Annotated in this window: 17 protein-coding genes; 8 read left to right on the top strand and 9 right to left on the bottom strand. The window is 34.4% G+C overall.

Annotation, left to right across the window (positions count from 1 at the left end):
* Window positions 1-547 precede the first annotated feature (547 nt).
* Both ACY0M5_RS10715 and ACY0M5_RS10710 read right to left on the bottom strand, forming a co-directional pair.
* Window positions 548-757, bottom strand: coding sequence for a hypothetical protein (locus tag ACY0M5_RS10715; protein WP_461629092.1), 210 nt, complete (start codon window positions 755-757; stop codon window positions 548-550).
* Entirely contained in the window at window positions 726-1,130 is a 405-nt protein-coding gene (locus tag ACY0M5_RS10710) for a hypothetical protein (RefSeq protein ID WP_461629091.1), read from the bottom strand. The genes ACY0M5_RS10715 and ACY0M5_RS10710 overlap by 32 nt, the downstream gene beginning before the upstream one ends.
* Window positions 1,131-1,431: 301 nt before the next feature.
* On the opposite strand from ACY0M5_RS10710, the gene ACY0M5_RS10705 reads away from it, so the two are divergent.
* On the top strand, window positions 1,432-1,596 hold the full coding sequence (locus ACY0M5_RS10705) for a group II intron maturase-specific domain-containing protein (protein WP_461629090.1): 165 nt from the start codon (window positions 1,432-1,434) through the stop codon (window positions 1,594-1,596).
* A gap of 544 nt (window positions 1,597-2,140) precedes the next feature.
* Here ACY0M5_RS10705 and ACY0M5_RS10700 read toward each other — a convergent pair.
* The 7 genes from ACY0M5_RS10700 to ACY0M5_RS10670 all read right to left on the bottom strand — a co-directional run bounded on the left by ACY0M5_RS10700 (window position 2,141) and on the right by ACY0M5_RS10670 (window position 11,687).
* On the bottom strand, window positions 2,141-3,715 hold the full coding sequence (locus tag ACY0M5_RS10700) for a DEAD/DEAH box helicase (RefSeq protein ID WP_461629089.1): 1,575 nt from the start codon (window positions 3,713-3,715) through the stop codon (window positions 2,141-2,143).
* Window positions 3,705-4,106, bottom strand: a complete 402-nt coding sequence (locus tag ACY0M5_RS10695) for a hypothetical protein (RefSeq protein WP_461629088.1) — start codon at window positions 4,104-4,106, stop codon at window positions 3,705-3,707. The genes ACY0M5_RS10700 and ACY0M5_RS10695 overlap by 11 nt, the downstream gene beginning before the upstream one ends.
* Entirely contained in the window at window positions 4,103-5,461 is a 1,359-nt protein-coding gene (locus ACY0M5_RS10690) for a hypothetical protein (protein WP_461629087.1), read from the bottom strand. The genes ACY0M5_RS10695 and ACY0M5_RS10690 overlap by 4 nt, the downstream gene beginning before the upstream one ends.
* A gap of 11 nt (window positions 5,462-5,472) precedes the next feature.
* Entirely contained in the window at window positions 5,473-6,672 is a 1,200-nt protein-coding gene (locus ACY0M5_RS10685; RefSeq protein ID WP_461629086.1) for a hypothetical protein, read from the bottom strand.
* Between the two features lie 395 nt (window positions 6,673-7,067).
* On the bottom strand, window positions 7,068-8,828 hold the full coding sequence (locus tag ACY0M5_RS10680) for a UvrD-helicase domain-containing protein (protein ID WP_461629085.1): 1,761 nt from the start codon (window positions 8,826-8,828) through the stop codon (window positions 7,068-7,070).
* On the bottom strand, window positions 8,821-10,911 hold the full coding sequence (locus ACY0M5_RS10675; protein WP_461629084.1) for an ATP-dependent nuclease: 2,091 nt from the start codon (window positions 10,909-10,911) through the stop codon (window positions 8,821-8,823). Before ACY0M5_RS10675 ends, ACY0M5_RS10680 begins: the two co-directional genes overlap by 8 nt.
* 242 nt (window positions 10,912-11,153) lie before the next feature.
* The gene (locus tag ACY0M5_RS10670) at window positions 11,154-11,687 is read right to left on the bottom strand and encodes an STM3941 family protein (RefSeq protein ID WP_461629083.1); all 534 of its coding nucleotides are present in this window, start codon (window positions 11,685-11,687) and stop codon (window positions 11,154-11,156) included.
* Window positions 11,688-13,548: 1,861 nt separating this feature from the next.
* Here ACY0M5_RS10670 and ACY0M5_RS10665 point away from each other — a divergent pair.
* The 7 genes from ACY0M5_RS10665 to ACY0M5_RS10635 all read left to right on the top strand — a co-directional run bounded on the left by ACY0M5_RS10665 (window position 13,549) and on the right by ACY0M5_RS10635 (window position 21,371).
* Window positions 13,549-13,968, top strand: coding sequence for a DUF3788 domain-containing protein (locus tag ACY0M5_RS10665; RefSeq protein ID WP_461629082.1), 420 nt, complete (start codon window positions 13,549-13,551; stop codon window positions 13,966-13,968).
* 191 nt (window positions 13,969-14,159) lie between these two features.
* The gene (locus tag ACY0M5_RS10660; RefSeq protein WP_461629081.1) at window positions 14,160-14,858 is read left to right on the top strand and encodes a HEAT repeat domain-containing protein; all 699 of its coding nucleotides are present in this window, start codon (window positions 14,160-14,162) and stop codon (window positions 14,856-14,858) included.
* A gap of 185 nt (window positions 14,859-15,043) precedes the next feature.
* Window positions 15,044-16,810, top strand: coding sequence for a sensor histidine kinase (locus ACY0M5_RS10655; protein ID WP_461629080.1), 1,767 nt, complete (start codon window positions 15,044-15,046; stop codon window positions 16,808-16,810).
* A 107-nt stretch (window positions 16,811-16,917) separates the two neighbouring features.
* On the top strand, window positions 16,918-17,565 hold the full coding sequence (locus ACY0M5_RS10650) for a response regulator transcription factor (protein WP_461629079.1): 648 nt from the start codon (window positions 16,918-16,920) through the stop codon (window positions 17,563-17,565).
* Window positions 17,566-18,778: 1,213 nt separating this feature from the next.
* Window positions 18,779-19,579, top strand: a complete 801-nt coding sequence (locus tag ACY0M5_RS10645; protein ID WP_461629078.1) for a TorF family putative porin — start codon at window positions 18,779-18,781, stop codon at window positions 19,577-19,579.
* A 22-nt stretch (window positions 19,580-19,601) separates the two neighbouring features.
* Window positions 19,602-20,819 (top strand): ammonium transporter, encoded by a 1,218-nt coding sequence (locus ACY0M5_RS10640; RefSeq protein WP_191991634.1) that lies wholly within the window; start codon window positions 19,602-19,604, stop codon window positions 20,817-20,819.
* Window positions 20,820-21,065: 246 nt separating this feature from the next.
* Window positions 21,066-21,371, top strand: coding sequence for a superoxide dismutase (locus ACY0M5_RS10635; protein ID WP_101311721.1), 306 nt, complete (start codon window positions 21,066-21,068; stop codon window positions 21,369-21,371).
* Window positions 21,372-21,435: the final 64 nt, after the last annotated feature.

The following is a 21,435-nucleotide window of genomic DNA, read 5'->3' as shown; positions in this document are numbered from 1 at the left end:
ATTATTTGTGTTAAATCTTGAATTATGCAGTATCCTAAGCTGACCGCTAACGGCAGTCCGTCTAAAAACTTATCAAACTGCTCAATGAAGTGTTAAATATAGTTGTTTTAAGCATACATAAAAATTGATATTGCTTTTATTTTGATATCAAATTGAGCTTCTTATTTGGACCAATTTCAACTTTAACAGCTCCATTAATTCAGGAAAATAAGATCATTGCTGTAGTACCCATACCATAAGGGTTTTCAGGCCAACAAGCTAATGCACATGTCTGCCTGCGCCTATCATCTGAAAAAACTGCTGAAATTCGTGACAAAAAAGACTGAGATAATGGTTAATCAGGCCATTGCCTGTTTTTCTGTTGTAATGAACTCATTTGGCTCATTTATGTCCTTTTTAAGCCTTCAATAATTTAGAGTTTCTGGATTTTTAACCTAAAAAAGGAAGCTCTAAAATCATGTGAATTCACATGATTTTAGAGCTTTAATTATATCTGTTTTGAAATATTAGTTGGTTGTGCAACGGTTACTTTTGTTATGGCCTGGCATCACATCAAATACCATAAGCTAATAATTATCTGTTTCCCTTCTTTCCAGCGAATCCACCCTGTATTCTTAATGTCATTTTCCCAATATTTTATTTTTAACCAATCTCCTTCGATTAATAATGGACCAATTGCCGGATCTAAATTCTCAGTATTTATTTCGATTATAGTTGATGAAACATCAGTTTTTTTTTCTAATTGGATTCGATTCATAATCTGCATCAATAGTGGCAACAGAATTTACAATATGTTCTTCCCAATTTTCAAGCTTCCAAATGCTTTTTGACTTAATCCACTTTGTTAAACCAGTTCTTTCGTCTACAATTACTTTATATCTTTCACCATCATAACTCAAACACTTGAACATTAAAATAACATAGTCATAGTGAAAAGCATATGGATTAAATTCGTCTTTCCAATTGTATAGTTTTCTGATGTCATCAGAAGTGTAAGATTCTTTGTTTTCCACCTTACTTTCTCCGTTGAAATCAAATTTCATCCATATAGAACCATCTTCATTTAAAATCAAGATTTCGTCTTGGTAATTATTGATATCTGCTTTTAGTATACCTGATTCATCTTTCATTAAAGGTCTATCTTGACCCAATAAATAAGTTGGAAATAGAAAAGTTACTATTATGAGTAATTGTTTCATATGCTTATTTTACGCTTGGCCATAACGGCAGTCTGTCTAAAAACGAATCAAACTGTTCAATTGAATTTTAAATATAGTGGTTTTAGGGATACATAAAAATTGAAAATGCTTTTATTTAGAAATAGAATTTGGGTTCTTATTTGGGCTACTTTTAACTCTAGCATTACGATTAAGAAGATGGGGTGATTGCCTCACAGACAGCCTTACAGCATTAGTCTTTTTACTTTACAGTTTGCACAGGCTCGAAGAACGCATCCAAAAACTGAAAGAGGTTCAGCGGGGTTGGGTAAATAACTTCCGTATGGCAAGTATTTTAGTCAAACTTCAAGATCTCGACGGTTGGCTGCGCAACAGGCTCAGGTATTGTATATGGCACCATTGGTCCCGAATGAAGTGAGATCATGAACACCTTTTTTAATAGAATTCGTGAATAAAAACCCGAAAAGAAAAGGCGAAGCCTTATCCGTTTGGGCGTTCAGCAAGGACAAGCCTATGCATGGTCTCGTTCACGCAATGAGGAACGAATTCATGAATGCCCATAAAAATAAGTATTTATGAATCATGGGGGGATGGGCGATTGCTCAGAGTCCTATTTTGGTAACTACTATTACTCTTGAAAGATTGCGGAAACGTGGTTATGAATCTATGCTCGACATTTACAAACAAATCACGCCTGTTCGACGTGATTCCTTATTCCCCATAACTTAATCCCGATTCCTCGGGACTGTATACGAGACCCGCTTGGTTTATGCTGAGCTTGCGAAGTATCTGGTGGTGTGAAAGCCTCTCCCTGCTAGTGATTACTAGCGGGGCGGGCTATTCGATTAGCGTTTCGTGCTTTATACCTATCAGCCCGAGCGTTGGAAAGGCAAGCTCTTTGGCTGGTTTTGGTTGTGCGAGTGCTTGTGCGACCAGGCAATGTGCTTGACTGTGCTGTTTGTCTAATTAAATCTTTGTTTACTTGCATTTCTTAATTTTCTAAAAAATTCAATCCGTTTAAGGTAATCATATGAACCAACCAAATAAAAATAGTCAATTGATCTTGATAGTGCTACGTTTAATCTTCTCGCATCAGAAAAGAATCTTATCGAACCATTGTTTCTAGTTACTGAGAAAAATACTATTGTTGCTTCCCTTCCCTGAAATGCATCAACGGTATCTATTTCAATATTTTTAAATTTTGACTCTTCCAAAACTGATCTCAAATGATGTTTTTGTGCTTTATAGGGAGTGATAACTGCAATTTGAGTATCTAGTGATATCGATTCTTCTAAAATACCCAATTGATTTTTTATTAGCATTGCTTCTAAATCGTTCTTTAAAACACCACCTTGAGATGTTTTTTTTTCGGGGATCTTGATGCGACTACTTGAATCAAGCCACTGAACAGATTGAGGATTACTTACATTTCTTCCATTGAGTAACTTACCCTTATAAAACTGGTTAGAAACCAAAGTACCAATTTCATCTGTCATCCGATATTGCATATTGAGAAATGCCTTCATATTATCTGGGCAGGTATCAAATAACTTATCAACCAAGCTATTATTTATCAACTGGTCTGCGTCAATTTTCTTTTCTTCAGATATTTCAATTTCTTCTTTACAAAACACAGGAGGAAGTTGATTTGGATCGCCAACCAATATTACTTTTTTAGCATTTGAGGATGCTATAAGAATTTCTGGTAAAGTTGCTTTTGAAACCTCATCAATAATAACAAGATCCCATTCCTCATCCCCAAACTCAAGATAAAAGCGACCTAAATGATTACAGGTTATTCCTAGTACAGATATATTCTCCAAGATGAGCTTATGAATCCATTTAGTTCTTACATAATCATCTGGATCGTCTTCCTTAACCAATGAATCCAATTCAAGAATCTGGATGATTTCATCCGATACATCCCCATAGTGGGTCGATAAATGTTTTTCGTACTCTTCTATATATGATTTGAATTCATATGCTTTGAATTTTGAAGATGAGTATTTAAAATGAGGATAACGAAGTATTTTGAATGCTTCGCCCTTTATTATTTCAATAATTTTCTCAAGGGCATTATCAACCGCAACATGAGTCTCTGAAACAATTGCAATTCTGGCTTCTTTATTTTTTGCTAATTCCTGTGCAGTAATTTCTGCTATTACCGAAGTTTTACCAGTACCTGGAGGCCCTTGAATTAAAAAAAGGCTCTCGCTTTGCAATGCTTTATTAATTGCTACTTTTCCGCTACTATTAGTTGAGTTATTGTAATGACTTATGAAAAAATTTGTAATCTCGGAAGGAGCAGCAATACTATTTTCAGAATCTGGCAAAACATGATAACAATCGTTATAAATATCTAGAAGCAATCTGAACAAGGATATATTAAACGGTGCAGCATTTAATGCATCAGAAACTGACTGAAGCTGCCTTTGGTATTTTACTTTTGTTCCATTTTCAATATCAGGTTTTGAAATAAGTTCTTTAAGAAACCTCCTCCAAAGTATTAAATATGATCTATATGGGTTATTTTCCATTTCTGAAATTAATTAACTTAACCAACTGTTTCGGATGATTCATTTCAACTCGTTCAAATAACTCCATAATTTGATGGTATTTAACCTTATTATCATCATCTAATTTTACTATGGCGATTATGTTATCAAGATTATCCAGAATGGTATGATAATCTTTTGTAAGATTTAAGCAGCCAAATACATCATCTATTTCAACAAGAGAGTATTCAATTAAATCGGATAGTGTATAAGTCAATCTGTTCTGAGGTATAAGCTTAAGGATATTTTTTATTTCATTCGGATATACATAATTGAACTCAATGCATTTTATAAATGCTTTATGTAAGGGCGTAAACTTTTTCTTTTTAAAAATATCCAGACAATTATCTTTTTCCATAATAGAGTCTTTCATTTGTTTCTTTTAATAGCAGGTAAACCTGGCAAGTAATAAAAACCGATATCTGTAATTTCTTTATTTAAGTTATTGAATCTATAAGAGATACTACCAGGGTTAAATGGTTTTATGGAATTATACAATAAATCAGTCAGGATTTTTTTCTGTTGTTCCAATTCGTTCAAATTGCTTTGAGTTTCAGCAAGCTTTCCATTTAGTTTTTCTTGCATCCCGCTTATTATTTGAAACTCCCCATTGTAATATTCTCTTGAACTATTCAATTTTGATTCTGCATCCTTAAGTATGGATAATTCCTCTTTCTTTAAGCATATATCTCGTTTAATACTTTCAAATTCTGAATAATCATTACTTTCGTGGCAATACGATTTCATCTTAAATAACTCATTAACTTCAAGTTTTATTAATCGAATTTCTTCACTATTAACTTTCGAATCAGTGCTAATTTCTCTTTGTCTATTTATGATCTCTCTAATTTTAGTAGAAAGTAGCCTTTTTTCTCTATTGATTTCTCTCTTTATATTATTAAAGCTATCTATTTCTGAGTACAGCTCACGTAGTATATATCTACTATCAATACTATAATATATTTCGGAGTATTTATTGCCTTGGTATTTATAGCTTTGCATGAGTTCTTTTAGCTTGTGTTTCTGCTTTACTATTTCTTTTATTTTTTTACCCTTCTCCCTATAAAGTTTTGATTTCTGCGCTTCTAATAGAACCCCTTTTTGCTCTGTTCGCTTTATTGATTCTCTTAATTTTCGTTCATTAACCAGACGTATGCTAACCCTCTTAAAACTTTCCCTTTCGGATAATAGAATAAGATCTGACTTGTCTCCTTGCATGAACTTCTTTTCTTTCAAATAATTTTCAAACTCATCAATGGTAGTAATATACTGATCATTAAATTCTAGTTTTATATTACACAAATAATCTATTCTTTGATCTAAGTCTGATTGTTTTTTATACAGCGATAAAAGTTCATTTATGGTTTTAATCTCCTCTTTAGTTACTTCTTTGGCTGACTCAATAACTCCAATTTGTAATTGTGTTAATTGCTCCTGCATTTTGGCATTGAAATAGGCAATACCAAGATCCAGTATTTGCAAATATTTTTCAGAAAATGATTTTGAAATATAAATAATCTCATCAACAATTTTAAAATACCTTCGATTCTCATTTTCTAAGCTGGTAATTAATTCTTGTTGCCCCCTCTTTTTCTCTTCATAATATTGCCTTACTTTTTCGTTTGATTTTAAAACTATTTCATGATAGTTTTCAAGCAGTTCTTCTATTTCAGCCTGCCTTCTCGCAAGTTTCCTATTACAAATATTTTTAATTAAAAGATACAACATATTTAATATTGTTATGAGAAGAATAGTTCAGCCTGTTCAATGGGCATTAAAATCTGGTTACCTATAACTCCATTTGTTATATCCTCTATCATTCTTAAATAGTATTCTTTATTTGCGGTTCTGTCAAGATCTTCAATTTCTAATTTAAGTGCTTCAATGGTACCCTGCAAATCGTAAAGTTTCGATTTACGGTTTTCAATTGAGTTAAAAACATGCTGATACTGATATACCTGATCAATAAAATTGTTTTTCACAATATTTAAAGAATTTGTTTTAGAAAAAACATATTGATTTACTTCCTCTGATAATTGTCCTACATATTCTTCAGCCCTAGCATTATAAAGAACCCTGGAGGCAGACATTTCCTTTCTTATTTTTCTATTAGAAGCACTAAATTGATTGTTGATTTCATCCATGAAGTTGTAATAATCTGAATCCGTTAAGAAATCAGGGTTTTGCAATGTGGTTTTAATTTTTTGAAGCACCTGCTTTTTAGCTCTATATTCGGAAAGCACTCCAATCGTGCCATAACATGGAACCAGAAATTTAAATGAAAAGTTGTATTCTGACATTGTGCCAGCCACATCGAGGTACTTATAAATTGAAGGCTGGTTGTTATGTCTAGTGTTGAGTTGATCCAGTTGATTTTTAAAGCGTTCTAAGCCATCCTCTTTTGCACTAGAAACAATAGTGGCGCCAATTAAACCGCCGAGAACACTTCCAACAATAGTACCTAAAGGTCCCAAGGCTGTTCCTATTGATGCTCCAAAGCCAACCGAATTAGAAACAAGGGTAAAGGCCTTTGCACCAAGTGTTGACATTGTTGAAACAACCACATTGCTTAAGGTATTTGACAATAATTCATCAGCATCTATTTTTCCTAGTGAATAATTAAATAATGATTTTGAAAAGTTTAAAGTAAAATCAATATTATCTAGAAAGATATCTTTTATACCATTTTCCCAATTATTGATAAATTGATGCTCAATTTGATCTTTTATCACATGATTCAGGCTATAATCTAAACCACTTATTACAATATCCCTAAATATATCGCTAAAGATCTCCTCGTTGGAATGCTTATCATTAATTAGGCTAGTTACACCCTTTGCTGTTTCCGAAACAAAACTACCAATCATGTTAGTTTTAATAATTTCAGTTACATTTTCATGTTTGGGCTTATATTTTGAGTAAAAGAATCTATTTTCCATTCTTATGTTGGAATAATATTTAGTTAACATGATTTAGTAAACCTTGAACATGACTGCCATTTGTTAAAATGCCCAGGACAATCTTGAATCTTGCAATAATAAATGCATTTTTCATCTTTTTTATAGTGACCAGAGCAATCCTCATACCCGCAATAATATAGCGGTTCAAAATTTATATCTTCATTATTTAATTGATTTTTATTAAAATGGTTTATTACATTTCTCCCAACCACTTAAATGACCAGGGCAATTAAGCTCTTTGCAATAAAAATATTCTTCTGTGCATTTTTCTAATGGACTAAAATGCCCTGAACATCCATGAGCACCACAATGATATTTTGCCATAACATTAATTATTGAGTTTGATAATAGGATTTTCTATCACATTTAGGTCTCTATATTCGCTCATAAGATATGTTCATATTTTCTATTAAATCAATATCAGATTGGTTCGCATCAGGTATATTAATAAATAGTCTCTTCATTGCCCTACTACAAGCGACATAATAAATCCGACAATCATCCTCTGTACTATCAATGTGATTTTGCCCATCGAGTATATAGTTTCTGAATTCGTTCACGGTTTCAAAATGAACAAGTGTGTTTTCAAACTCAGTCCCTTTTGCACTGTGAATTGTTCTTACTAGGTCATCAGATTTTGTATCTACCTTTATGTATGGTAAGATTTCATTTAAGCTATGATTTTCATAAAATGTTTTTGCATTTCCTCGACTTAAATTACTTCCAATATTAAAACCATATTCAGCAAGCACTTCAGTTCTTAATTCTATATAAAATTCTGCTATTGACTTATTTCTACTTACTTCGCTTTGTAATGAGTCAATTATATCAATCGCAAGCCTTCTAAGGTTTAATTTTAGAACAGATGAACCACTTGCTCTCCGCAAAGACTTATACACTTCATTTAGAGCGTTTTTCAAATCACCCTTTTTATGAAATTTAAAACCCATCAATAAAGAGTGAATAAATCTTACTCTTTGCTGGTTTGTATCATTAGAATATAATTCATTTAAAAGGTTAGTATTAGCTACACCAATTTGGTTGTTTATTTCAGAAACAGTAGTGTTTTTTCTTGTAAGAATATAAAGTGGTGAATCGGGGAAATAAGCCTCATACCATGCTTTAGCAGCCTGAATTGTTCCAACTAGTACCTTTACCAAAAATCCATCTGGTTTATCCTCACCATATTCTTGATCAATGTCAGTTCTAAGTAAATTAAGGAAATCAACAATTCGTTTGGTAGAACGATAGTTGTGGTTCAACTTAAATTCAGAAACTTCATCTTTTTTAAAATCAATAAAATCAGTCCTTTTAGCTCCTGTAAACTTATATATCGATTGTGCTAGATCACCAACGATTCCAACTTTTGTATCTTCTTCAGCAATTTTTTCAATAATCCAAGTTTGTATTTCGGTAGTGTCTTGAAATTCATCAATAAAAATATAGGGGAATTTAGCTCTGATAAACTCAAGAATTCTTGGCGAACGTAACAAAATAAGATAAGAGAAATAAAGTACATCTTCATGATGCATTATTCCATCTTTCCAATACTTTGATTTATAAATCCAAAGTTCTCCATTTGATTTAGCGATTCTAGCTCCCCTATTTTGCCTTATAATTAAATCAACAGTTCCATTTTTAAATTCATAATCAAGACTAGATAATTCAGCTATAATTTTTGGTTTGTTTTGAGGCCAATTATATGAATTATAACTTTCACCATTTAATTGTTCTATTGACCTTATCCATCTTCTTATCCTATCTCCATGTACTATATGTTCTTCATGCCCATCTAAACTGGATGTGTCAAATAAAATTTCGCCCTCATCAGTTTTTTCTATTAAATATGAAAAAGGTTTAACAATATTACGATATAAGAAACTGTGAATTGTAGATATGTCAAAACGACTTTTATCACATTTTAATCTATTTAGAATTTCTTCTGCAGCAACATTTGTATAAGTAATACAGGCTATCTTACCAGTTTTGTTTAATCTATTTGATTCGAGTAAGACACGTTCCAAATGTGAAATCAACCACCTCGTTTTACCTGCACCTGGCCCAGCAAAAACTTTTAAGTCGGTTTCAATATCACTTAGAGTAGATATATGTGGTAGTTCGTTAATATCAGGCATGTTCTTTAACGATTTCAGTTAATGCATCAACAATGTATTTAGGAACATTGAAATCAAGTTTTTCTCCTGCTTCTTTGGTGAAATTCTCTCTTAAGTTTTGTTCGAAAAAGAAAGCATGCTGCCCTTTTGCACTAGATACAATTTTATAGTATATCGCTGCTATTAAAGCCTTTTTCTTATCTATTTCATTCGGCCAAGGACAAGTGCTTATGCTTTCTAGAATTTTGTTTTCTTTTAACTCATCAATCCCAAGTTTCGACTTGTACTCTTCGATGATATCATCTAAGCTATCATCAAACTTTGATATTATTTCTTGATAATTGGTAAGTGTATGAGCACTATTCTGGCTTGGAAAAGAATCAGTTATTAGTAAAGCCGATTGAGGGTTTTCCTTGCAAAGTTCATACTCTAATGTTTTACCTTTTCCTTTTGGTGGATGAAATACAAAGATGTTAGCATATTTGTCCTCATATTTTTCTTTTAGCTCTGTCACATGCGCAGATAAGGACTTGCTGTTTTCTGATTCATCTAATTCAAATGGAAAAGCTGAAACCCACTTATTATTTTTCTTAATTGACGGGTCTGCATCCGTTATGCAAACTATCTTTTTATTTATTGCATTTGGGCAATCTGTTTCGTTATAGGCATATAATTTAAGAAAATGCGTAAATGTTCTACTATCTACACTAATGACAGCAATGTGTTCATTTACTAATGAATCTTCAAGACCTAAGTATTGCGAAAAACTAGGAATCAATAGTTGTTCTGCTAAACCTTCTACAAATACAACTTTATCAGCGAATAGCATATTAGATTTAGTGGCGTCTAAAAACCTCTGAACATATATTCTTGAATCTTTATCTTTTTTTGAGTCGGAAAAAACTTTACCAGGATAACCAACGGCAGAGTTTCCACCTAAGTCATCATATAAACAAACAATGCTTTCAAGACTTATTGCAGAAGTAATATGGGTAGAATGGGATGTAATGAAAATTTGCCGAGCCTGCTTATTTGAATTAAGGAATTTAAGGAATTTCGATTGCATCGAAGGGTGCAAATGAGCCTCAGGCTCTTCAATTGTTAACACAGGAAAAACTTTAGCATTATCACCCATATAATTGGAGGACTCCATTTGCATTTTTGCAAGGATTAAAGCAATAAACAAAAGGTTATTATATCCTAAACCATTGTTTTTTATTGGCAATTTAAAACCGCTTTTTTCAACTATTAACCTTAAGGCGAATAATAGTTCTTGTTCTGTGATTTCTGCATCAAAATTTGGTTTACCTCCTTTGTCCGCACCTGTTTCATTTGAATATTGAAGTATTTTATCTCTATCTATGCGTCTAATTAAGATTTCGAGTAATTCTTTTGACTTTTCATTAAATTCATCTTCTCGTTGCTTTAAGGCTTCAATGTTTTCCGCAGTAAGATTTTCAAATCCTTGCCCGTTCGTAAGGTCATAATCTAGAAAATAATTCAGCACATCTCTTAGAAGAGTATTATTACCATAAAACATTTGCCTTTCTGCATCTCTAATTGCGTCTAGAAATTGAAAGTCAAACCTATCAAGGTTTTCTGAATCAGCTTTTTCTTGTTTAGAAGGATTACCTCCATAGATTCGAGCAACATACTTTTGTAGAAATTTCTTACTTATCAGCTTCAGACATTTCTCTTGGTCAAAACCACCATCATTTCTACATTCTTCGATTTGAACTTTATATTCTTCATGATTTTTTGTTGGCAGCTCGAAAACATATGTTAGTTGTGCTATATACTCAGGAGATTCTTTAATCAACCAATCATAAACAACATTTTTATCATCAGGTTCATCATTGTGCTCTTTAATAAAAACGGATATTTCTATTGATGGAGGTTCTGTATAATCGAGGTTAGATTTACAAAAATCATCTATTGAAGGCTTATCCTTTAAGTTCCTATCTAACACAAGTTGGAGAGCTTTAATTAGATTAGTTTTTCCTGAATTGTTATGTCCAATTATGACATTTAGTCCATGGTTGAATTCAATGGCTAAATCCTTGAAATTTTTATAATTCTTAATTTTTATTCCTGATATATACATATTCTGATTTTATCGGTGTGAGGGCAAAAAATAGCTCTTTTGCAAGCTGAAGTATCAGCCTGTGTGTTGGAGCTTGCAAATGTGCTATTTGTGTGTTGGCTTTTCATCAATTCAATTTAAGGTACTTCGTTCTTTTTGCATGAACGCTAACGGCCTGCGGTATGAAACGTTGCGCATTTCGAAGCACAAAACTATCAACCCGTTAAACCATTGATTAAATGTTATTTTGTTTAAATATAGCACTATCCGCGCAATGTTTTATGACCGCTTGTTGTATGCTGGCGTTTATATTTTTCCATATAATTTTTCATCTCGTTCAAAACAGAATCCAAATTATCATCTAAAGAAATCTCTGGTATTGCACAAATAGTTCCTAGTTTCTTTTTATTGCTTCTCATTAATAATCTCACAACTGGATTAACTGCATCCAATATTAATTTTTCTTCAATTAAATCAACACATAGAAAAGTCATATTAACACCTTTTTTTATCGCTACATTTTTAATATTATCCCAACTAATTTTACCGCAACTTTGTAAAGTTGAGCTCTCCATAATACCATCTTTCTCAATTAGCAAAGTTGGTTTATTTTGGATAGCTTTTAAAATTCCTAATAGAACAAATAATAAAATCAAAATCCACACTATCCACAAACCAATTGAAACATTTGTTAAATCACCTGATATAAAATAGAATCCAAAACTGACTAACAACTGTATTGCAACGAGTCTAATAACAGTTGACTTTCGTGATTTTTTAGAATAATACACTTTCATTATAAGTCAATGACAATATTTATAATTTAATTCCACTTTTAAATACTCAATTAGATTAAAAACAATGGGACAAATTCCAAAATTTTCAATTATTCCTAATGTTCTTGAATCAAAACAATCCTTTCTATATCTAGTTCCACAAGTTTTGTATTCTTGCAGGTTATGCTCATCGCTTGCATACAACGCTTGTGAATGTGTATGTACACTTATATTTCTTTTATCAATCTTAAAACATACACTTATCCATCTCATAGAGGTGTAAGTGTATATAGCTACCTGTACAGGCCAGTAAATGTACACATCCTATGTTCTTTAAATAAAATTGCAAAACAATAATTGGTTTGCTGGCCCCAACTCATCGGGGTTATTTGTTATCAACATTTTCTGAAACATAGGGAGTAAGACCTAAGTTTGTTTCGTTTTTGTTGAACTTCATTTTTCAATCGTCTGCTTGGTTGTTAAGGCCTCAAATGCATCCTAAATTAGTTTCCAACAAGAGTATTGTTCTTACTCCTCGAAACAGCAGCACTGGTTTGTAATTACTTATAGTTACTAGAAACCGAAAGTAATAATCTTTTTCTAATTGCAACAGGAAATCATAAAAAATATATGTTTATACCAAATTAACATCAAAACTCATCTTATAAAATAGGTCTTTTAGATTTATAATCAAGTCGTACCCTGACATGACCGGCTTGTTTATAGTCGGAGCATGACCAGCCTAAGATTTTATGCAGGCTTTTGATAGTAAATCGGTATTACACTATTTGTGTTTTTTGAGACCAGGGATTCGGCTAAAGAAAGCCACGTATTTTTTTACTGCAAAAAAAAATAGTTTCATTCTCTGTCTCTGCAGAAGAATATATTTTGCCTTCAGAAAGGATCTTTTAGGTACTAATCTGGCTCTCAGGAAACTTTCAAATGGCATTTTGCAATTTCCAAAATGCATGTTGGGAGTTTCAAAATGCATGTTGGGATTTTTCTGAGACGAAAATGGGCACAATTTGGCTCATTTGAAGCGCCAAAAATGCCAAAATTAACTTCCAAAACGTCTTTTGCAAACGCAAACGGGTCTTTTGCAAATTGTAAAATGTCTTTTGCAAATTGCTGCATGATATAATTTGTTCCGAAAAACACTTACACGCCATATTTTTCACAAAAACAAAATTTGCAGTAAGCAGACAATAAAAACAGGTATTTCAAACCAATCACCACACACAAAATAATTAACAAAACAAATTAAATATAGCAAAACGTCATTTTTTTATCCTTTCGCTTAAAGCACATGCAAAAACCTGTTTATTAAATAGTAGCAACACAAAACAAAAGGGGTGATTTTTTGAACTTCGCCCTGTTTAGGCTTTATTTAAACTTAACCATATATTATTTTGCTTTTTGATTTATAAAAAAACATTCAAAATTCAGTAACAAACACTCTATCAATACAATTAATTTTCATCCTGTAAGCCCAGTATTTTTGCGATGTTAAGTCTCCCGAGAAAAAAAACATCAAAAAAAAAGCATTTTTACTAAAAAATCTTTCCTAGCTTTAATACAGGATCCCAAACAATATGTTCAACCAATAAAAATTAGTAACATGGCACAGACAATCATTAAAAAAAGATTTTATCGAATACTATGAGACATTTTTTTGGCCAAGGTGCCTCAATTGAAATGAAAAAAAATTCTGTTTTGGCAGCAAAACAGGCTTTGCAATTTCAATTCACCCTAAGCCTCTCACAGCAAGCACTTCACCATTTTTCGCCTCTTTATTTGTTTTTTTGTTCGCGTTCAAATCTTATTTAACTTTAGTTGATCAAACTATTAATCAAAAATAGAAACCAGCTAATTCAAAAATACGATGGACATCAGCATTTTTACCGACAAAACAGCAGAACCCACACAGAAAGATTTACAGGAACAATTGGCTTCGCTTTATCCTTTATGGGAACAGATTGCAGAAAGTGTTCGAAAAAAATATCCAAACCCAAAAGAAGAGTGGAACTATCCCGGTAAAAATTACGGATGGAGCTTTCGCCTAAAAGATAAAAAACGGGCTATCATTTACCTTCTTCCCCGGCAAGGGTATTTTAAAGTGGCCTTTGTTTTTGGACAAAAGGCAACAGATCAGATTATGGCGTGTGATATCGATGCATCCATAAAAGAAGATTTGGCTGGTGCTAAAAAATATGCCGAAGGACGAGGCCTTTCAATTGAGGTTCACAATGCCAAACCGATAAACGACATCGAAAAATTAATCGATATAAAAATTGCGAACTAACCAATGTTTACAACACACAGACTAAAACGGAACCGCAGCTAAAGCGAGCGCGCCAAAGGGATCAAAAAAACGTGATCTGCGAACGGGAAACCAATTGGGAAGCATGCATCACGAAACCGCATCCTATTTCGGCTTTTAGTCCTCCAAATTAAATACTTTTGCAAAAAACAGAATCTATTTAGAATAGTTTGATGAACCAAAAAGAAGCTCAAAAAAGTTCCCGTGGCTATGTCCCAAATGGTGCAGAAACAGAATTTACCCATTGCGATTGTAAAGAACTAATTCATTTGCTCAACAGCAAAATCCCCGCCGAAAGATCTGTCGCGGCCAGATTACTTTCCAACAGCCCCACTCAAGAATCTGTATTTGCTCTGATTTCGGCACTGCAGGTAGAAACAAAGCTGTATCCCAAACTCGAAATCTGCAATTCGCTGGTAAAGATAGGTTCTTTGTCTATTAAGCCTTTACTGGCACAATTAGGCCAAATAGGAAGCAATCAACATCAAAAAATTCCGGCAAAAGAATTCAAAAAGATCAGTTATCCTTTACCAAGGGATATTGCAGCCCGTACTCTTGTCCGGTTCGGAAAAAAAGCTCTCCCGCTGCTGCTTACTGTACTCGAAGAAAATAAGCCGCAACAAATTTCCGAGGCCATTGATGCCATTGGATTTATAAATTTCTACAATTCAGAACCGAAACTATTGAAACACTTGCTGGAATGTTATCGTCAATATATGGACAACAACTTACTTCAGTGGAAAATTATTCGTGCCATGAGTGGATTTCCTGAAAGCAAAACCTTTTTGCTGGATCAACAACAACAAATTAACACGCTTCGATTACTTCAGGAAATTGACCGAAGCTTACTGCTTATCAGCAGGTTCAACTAAAACAATTACTTTCTGCAGTAAAGAACCAAAAGCAATACTTCAGACAAGTAACAATTGACCCCGGCTTAATGTGGATTCATTATAAAAAATAACTTCTCTCAATAAAACAATCGTTTTCGAAAGCCTGATTTAAGAAGAAATAATACCTTTGACAGCAACAAACACACCAATTTACAGAAACCGGTATGAGAAAATCTTTAGCTAACAAGCTCCTGATCTACTTTGTCGTACTCAACTTATTATCAATACTTATTGTTGGTATATTTGCCTATACTCAGGCAAAAGATGCTTTAATTCTGCGTACTTTCAACCAGCTTACCTCCGTTCGCATTGAAAAGAAAAAACGCGTTGAAGATTTTTTCCAACAATGCATTCATGAAATAGAAGCAATCAGTACTCTTACATTCAGTTTCCCTCCTGAAAAAAGTAAGGTGAATCTCTCCCATTTCATTAGTGATCATCGCATTTTTAAAACTGGTTTTGCTTCCTTACTTACCGGCAAACAAAATTATAAAAGCATTTACATCTATCAGTCGAATACAGTTTCTTCGGGTTTCCAAATCAAGCCAAAAACCGGTGATCTGAGCCAAACAAAATTACAGCCTGAACATCTTCAATTGTTTGCCGGTCTGCTTCCTAAAAATGAAATTTCGGTTCGGGAACTGCTCAACCCAAAAGATCAGTCAAAAACAGAAATTCTTATCTGTAAAACAATCAGCTTTCAAGAGCAAAAGGTGGTTCTGGCTTTTGGTATCAATACAGAGATTATCAATTCCATTATGCTGGATAGAAATCCGTTAAACGGATTGGGTAAATCCGGCGAAGCCTATCTGGTAGGCGAAGATCATCTGCTTAGAAGTACGAGCCGCTTTCAGGAAAATTCAATTTACGCCGTAAAATCCTCAACCAAAGGTGTGAAACTGGCATTTCAGGATAGTATTGGTTCTGATATTTTTAAAGATTACCGAGGCGTTCAGGTGCTAAGCTCTTACAGCAAAATGAATCTGCCGGATTTAAATTGGGTGATTCTTGCTGAAATAGATCAACACGAAGCCATGATTCCCATTCGGAATTACGGAAACTCTATGTTTTACATTCTGATTATTCTAAGTTTGTTGCTGCTGGGCGTTGTTGCCATAATTGCCAATACCATAACTGCTCCTATCCGAAAATTACGGGCCGAAACCGAGAAAATTTCATCGGGAATTTATGAACAGGTTACTGATATAAAAGCGGATGGTGAAATAATGGAATTGGTGGCCGCTTTCAACCAAATGACTCAGAAAATAAAAGAACAGCAGGAGAATCTTCAAATTGCCAAAGACCAAAGTATTTCATCGATGATAGATGGACAGGAAGCTGAGCGAAGCAGACTGGCCAGAGAACTGCACGATGGATTGGCTCAAACAATTTTGGCTATTAAAATGCGCTTGGAAAATACCGCTCCGGAAAATGCTGCTGCCGTATTGGGGGAATCGAGGGAAATGTTTTCCGATTTAATGACAGAGATCAGGGGCATGTCGAATGATTTAATGCCTGCCGTTTTACGGGAATTCGGATTGAATCATGCTCTTGGCAGTCTGTTGCAGCGAATCGAAGAAAACAGCTTATTACAAACTGATTTACAGATTCAGGGCGATTTACCTGAAATCAGCAAAAAAACAGAGACCTACCTCTACCGAATTGCACAAGAGGCAACTAACAATATCATAAAACACGGCCAGGCTAAAAATATCAACATCCAGTTAACGCAAAAAGCAGATTCCCTGTTTTTCGAAATAAAAGATGATGGCATCGGATTGCCTTTGAATGGAATTCCTAAAAACGGCAACGGCTTATCAAATATTAAGGAACGCATTTCCATATTGGGCGGAAATGTATTTTTAGAGGAAGAATATCCTCATGGCTTAAAGGTACAATGTAAAATTCCATTAGTAAAAATATCAGTATGAAACGTCCATTCTAAAGGTGTTTTTACACACAGGGAGATGATTATTCCGTGCATGGTAATCCCGAAAGCTTTCGGGACCATATGACAAAAACTTAAAATTATAAACATATGAATAAGATTAATGTTGTTTTGGTTGACGATCACAAACTGTTTCGCGACGGATTAAAATCCTTATTGCATAACACTGAGGACATAACAGTTGTTGGAGAATTTGGAAACGCAAATGATTTGATTAAACAGGTGGATCAATTGGCTGCTCAAATTATCATTACTGATATTAGCATGCCGGGAATGAACGGCATTGAACTGACTCAATATCTGGCCAAAAAGCATCCTTGCATAAAAGCTATCATTCTATCCATGCACAACAATAAGGAATTTATTTTAAGTGCCATGGATGCCGGTGCAAAAGCGTATCTGCCAAAGGATATTGCGGGAGAAGAACTTAACAAAGCCATTCAAGAAGTGAACAAAGGCAACGAGTACTTTAATCAGGGGATCAGCAATATTGTAATGAGAAGCCTTATGCGCGGCAATAAAGATGACAAAAATCACGGGGAGTTAACCAAACGGGAAACCGAAGTGCTTCGTTTGGTGGCAGATGGATTCATGAATAAAGAAGTAGCAGACCAACTCAGCATCAGCGTTCGCACAGTTGATTGCCATAAAAACAATATTATGAGCAAATTAGGTTTAAACACAACTGCCGAATTGGTAAAATATGCAATCAAAAACCACATTATCGAAGTCAATTAGCAAAATATACACAAATATTCGCTTTCCCATACAAGAGTTTGATTATAAACATAAGCACCCCTTTGTTCTTCGAACATCTCCCCTTAAAAAAGGGAGAAACACCTTAAATAAATGAATCCTTCCTTTTTAAGGGAAGGTGCCGACAGGCGAAAGGGTGTATTGTAAAAATTACAATTATCAGAATTATCTACTGCATAACAGACTTTTAAAAACCTCACCCCAACCCTCTCCTAAAGGAGAAGGAGCTTTACAAATCCAACAAACAAAAAAATTGAAGCTGTTTTCCCTTCTCCTTTAGAAGCTACTCTTTATACACAAATATTCACTTTCCCAGACAAGAATTTGATTGTAAACATACACCCCTCTGTTCTTTGAACATCTCCCCTTAAAAAAGGGAGAAACACCTTAAATAAATGAATCCTTCCTTTTTAAGGGAAGGTGCCGACAGGCGAAAGGGTGCATTGTAAAAATTACAATTATCAGAATTATTTACTGCTTAACAGACTTTTAAAAACCTCACCTCAATCCTCTCCTAAAGGAGAAGGAGCTTTACAAATCCAACAAACAAAAAAATTGAAGCTGTTTTCCCTTCTCCTTTAGAAGCTACTCTTTATACACAAATATTCACTTTCCCAGACAAGAATTTGATTGTAAACATACACCCCTCTGTTCTTTGAACATCTCCCCTTAAAAAAGGGAGAAACACCTTAAATAAATGAATCCTTCCTTTTTAAGGGAAGGTGCCGACAGGCGAAAGGGTGCATTGTAAAAATTACAATTATCAGAATTATTTACTGCTTAACAGACTTTTAAAAACCTCACCTCAATCCTCTCCTAAAGGAGAAGGAGCTTTACAAATCCAACAAACAAAAAAATTGAAGCTGTTTTCCTTTCTCCTTTGGGAGCTTCTCTTTATACACAAATATTCGCTTTCCCAGACAAAAATTTGATTATAAACATACACCCCGCTGTTCTTTGAATATGCAAGATCTCAATCTTTCGAGGATGTAGATTGACTAAAATTTATGCCTGATTATTAAGGTAACCTAAAATTATCTCCTGATCCTACTTTATTTCCACACTAGGTAATTCACCTAGCACATCGCCATTTTTCGTAATTCATTTTAGGGGTAATTCTCTATTTCGGGCTGATTTGCTCTCTCCTATATTCGTCATAGAATAATTCACACAATAACAAACTAACATTAATTCTATGAAACGATCAGGCGTATATCTGCTAATCGCATTTATGCTGAGTATTTGCAGTTCTTCTTTTGGACAAAAAGAGAAAGCGGTACTTGATTTTGGTGCCGATGTAATGAGCCGCTATGTTTGGCGGGGAACACAATTTGGAGGCACAAGTCCGAGTCTTCAACCATCGGTAACTCTCAACTACAAAGGCTGGGAATTGGGTGCATGGGGAGCTTATTCCTTAGGCGGAAACAATGCAGGTCAGGAATTCGACCTTTATTTGGGTTACACTTTTGCCAAAGATCTGTTTAGCCTTACACTAACAGATTACTACTTCCCAACCGAAGGCGAAGATTACAATTATTTCGAGTTCAACAATGATCTTACTGGTCATGTGTTGGAAGGAAGTTTCCGTTTTAACGGCAATGACAACATTCCATTTGCTTTGATGGTTGCCGTTAACTTTTGGGGAGCAGATGCCGTTAAACTTGGAAATCATCCAAACGCAGCTGATTTCAATCAGAAAACCGGACTCCAGTATTCTACTTACACTGAGCTGTCGTACAGTCATAAAATGGCTAACGACGTGACTCTTGATGCCTTTTTAGGAGTGAATTTAACCAAACCGGCAGAAGCAAAAACCTCTACAGGATTTAACGGCGAAAGCGGATACTACGGAAGTAAAGCAGGTGTTGTTAATCTAGGTGTAACTCTTTCTAAAGAAGTTGCACTCAACGAGAAATTTTCTTTACCCGTTTCAGCATCTGTAATCACCAATCCAGTAGATGAAAAAATCTATTTTGTATTTGGATTTTCATTTTAATAAACACTAAAAACTAAATATCATGCTTGATACAGGATCAACTACTTTTATGATTTTATGTACCAGTCTGGTGATGTTAATGACACCAGGACTGGCCTTTTTCTATGGCGGACTAGCCGGAAAACGAAATATTTTAGGCGTAATGATGCAAACGTTTGTTTCATTAGGCATCACCACAATTATGTGGGTAACCATTGGTTATTCTCTATGTTTTAGCGGTGGCGAGGGAGGTATAATTGGAAACCTTGATTTTGCCTTTTTAAATGGAGTCGGTTTTGATACCATGTACGCAGGTGCCGGCAATAAGTATCCAAATTTTATATTTATAGCTTATCAAATGATGTTCGCCATCATTACACCTGCTCTGATTACCGGGGCATTCGTGAATCGTGTCACATTTAAAGCTTACCTCTTCTTTTTAGTGGTATGGCAATTATTTGTTTATTATCCATTCGTGCATATGATTTGGGGCGGAGGAATCCTTCAGGAATGGGGTGTTCTTGACTTTGCCGGTGGTGTGGTTGTTCACGCAACTGCTGGTTTTGCAGCACTTGCATCAGTATTTTATGTAGGAAAACGCCGTGACAGACAAAGCCCTCCTAACAGCATTCCATTGGTAGCAATTGGTACTGGTTTATTATGGTTTGGATGGTATGGTTTTAATGCCGGCAGTGAATTAGATGTGAATAACATTACAACACTTGCATTTTTAAATACCGACGTTGCAGCTTCTTTTGCGGCTATTACATGGTTAATTATAGAGTGGTCACGAGAAGGGAAACCTAAATTTGTAGGCTTATTAACAGGAGCTGTTGCCGGTTTGGCAACCATTACGCCAGCAGCTGGTTTCGTACCATTATGGGCTGCAATGCTTATTGGTATTCTTGCAGGTGCACTTTGTTACCTTGCTGTTCAACTTAAAAACAAATGGGGCTGGGATGATGCTCTGGATGTTTGGGGCGTTCACGGTATGGGTGGTGTCTTTGGAACTATCTTATTGGGTGTATTCGCATCTTCGTCAATTAACGGTCAATCGGGTCTTTTAGAAGGAGATGGTGCTTTCTTCTTTAAAGAGGTGGTAGCCGTGTTAATCAGTGCCACTTATGCTTTCATTTTCACTTATTTAATGCTGACAATAATCAACTTTATAACTCCCGTTAAAGTTAAAATGAAAGATGAAGATGATGGATTGGATGCATCTTTACATGGTGAACGTGCTTACGATGATGGAGCCCTATAATCTTTTTACTACATACATTTATCCAAAGCAGCTTCTTTTTAGGAGCTGCTTTTTTTGTGTTTAACTGGTTCCAAATCAGAAATCAGCAGAATGTAATAAAAGTGTAAATTTTTCTATTTGCATTGAAATATATTTTAATACATTAGTGAATAAGTTTCCTTGATTATCAAAGAAGCAAATAGAACTAAGACCTGCGGTTAATTGTAACTGTTCATGGCCAAACCCAAAACACATAAAACACTTATTATGAAAATATTAGCCGTCGAAAAAGAATTAAAAGATGTTGACTGGAGTAACAAAAGCTGCATTTTAGAGCAGGAAGCCCGTCACGTTCACGAATTATACATATCAGAATACTTGCGTGAAATCTATTTTAATGAAGACAATAATGCTGTATTGATAATGGAATGCAAGAGTTTGGAACATGCCAAAGAAATTTTAGATGAACTCCCTTTGGTAAAAGAAAAGCTGATCAAATTTAAGATCATGCAACTCAACCCTTACACTGGATACAAACGAATTATCAAAAAAGAGAATATCCAAAAAAAATAATTATACCCCTTTTCTTCTCGAAATATATGAACTTCACATGACAACTTGAACTGATACTTAGGTT

Source organism: Labilibaculum euxinicum (assembly GCF_963678175.1).
In the GTDB taxonomy this organism is placed as follows: domain Bacteria; phylum Bacteroidota; class Bacteroidia; order Bacteroidales; family Marinifilaceae; genus Labilibaculum; species Labilibaculum euxinus.
Note: the sequence above shows the minus strand (reverse complement) of the source record. Positions and strands in the feature narration are given on the sequence as shown.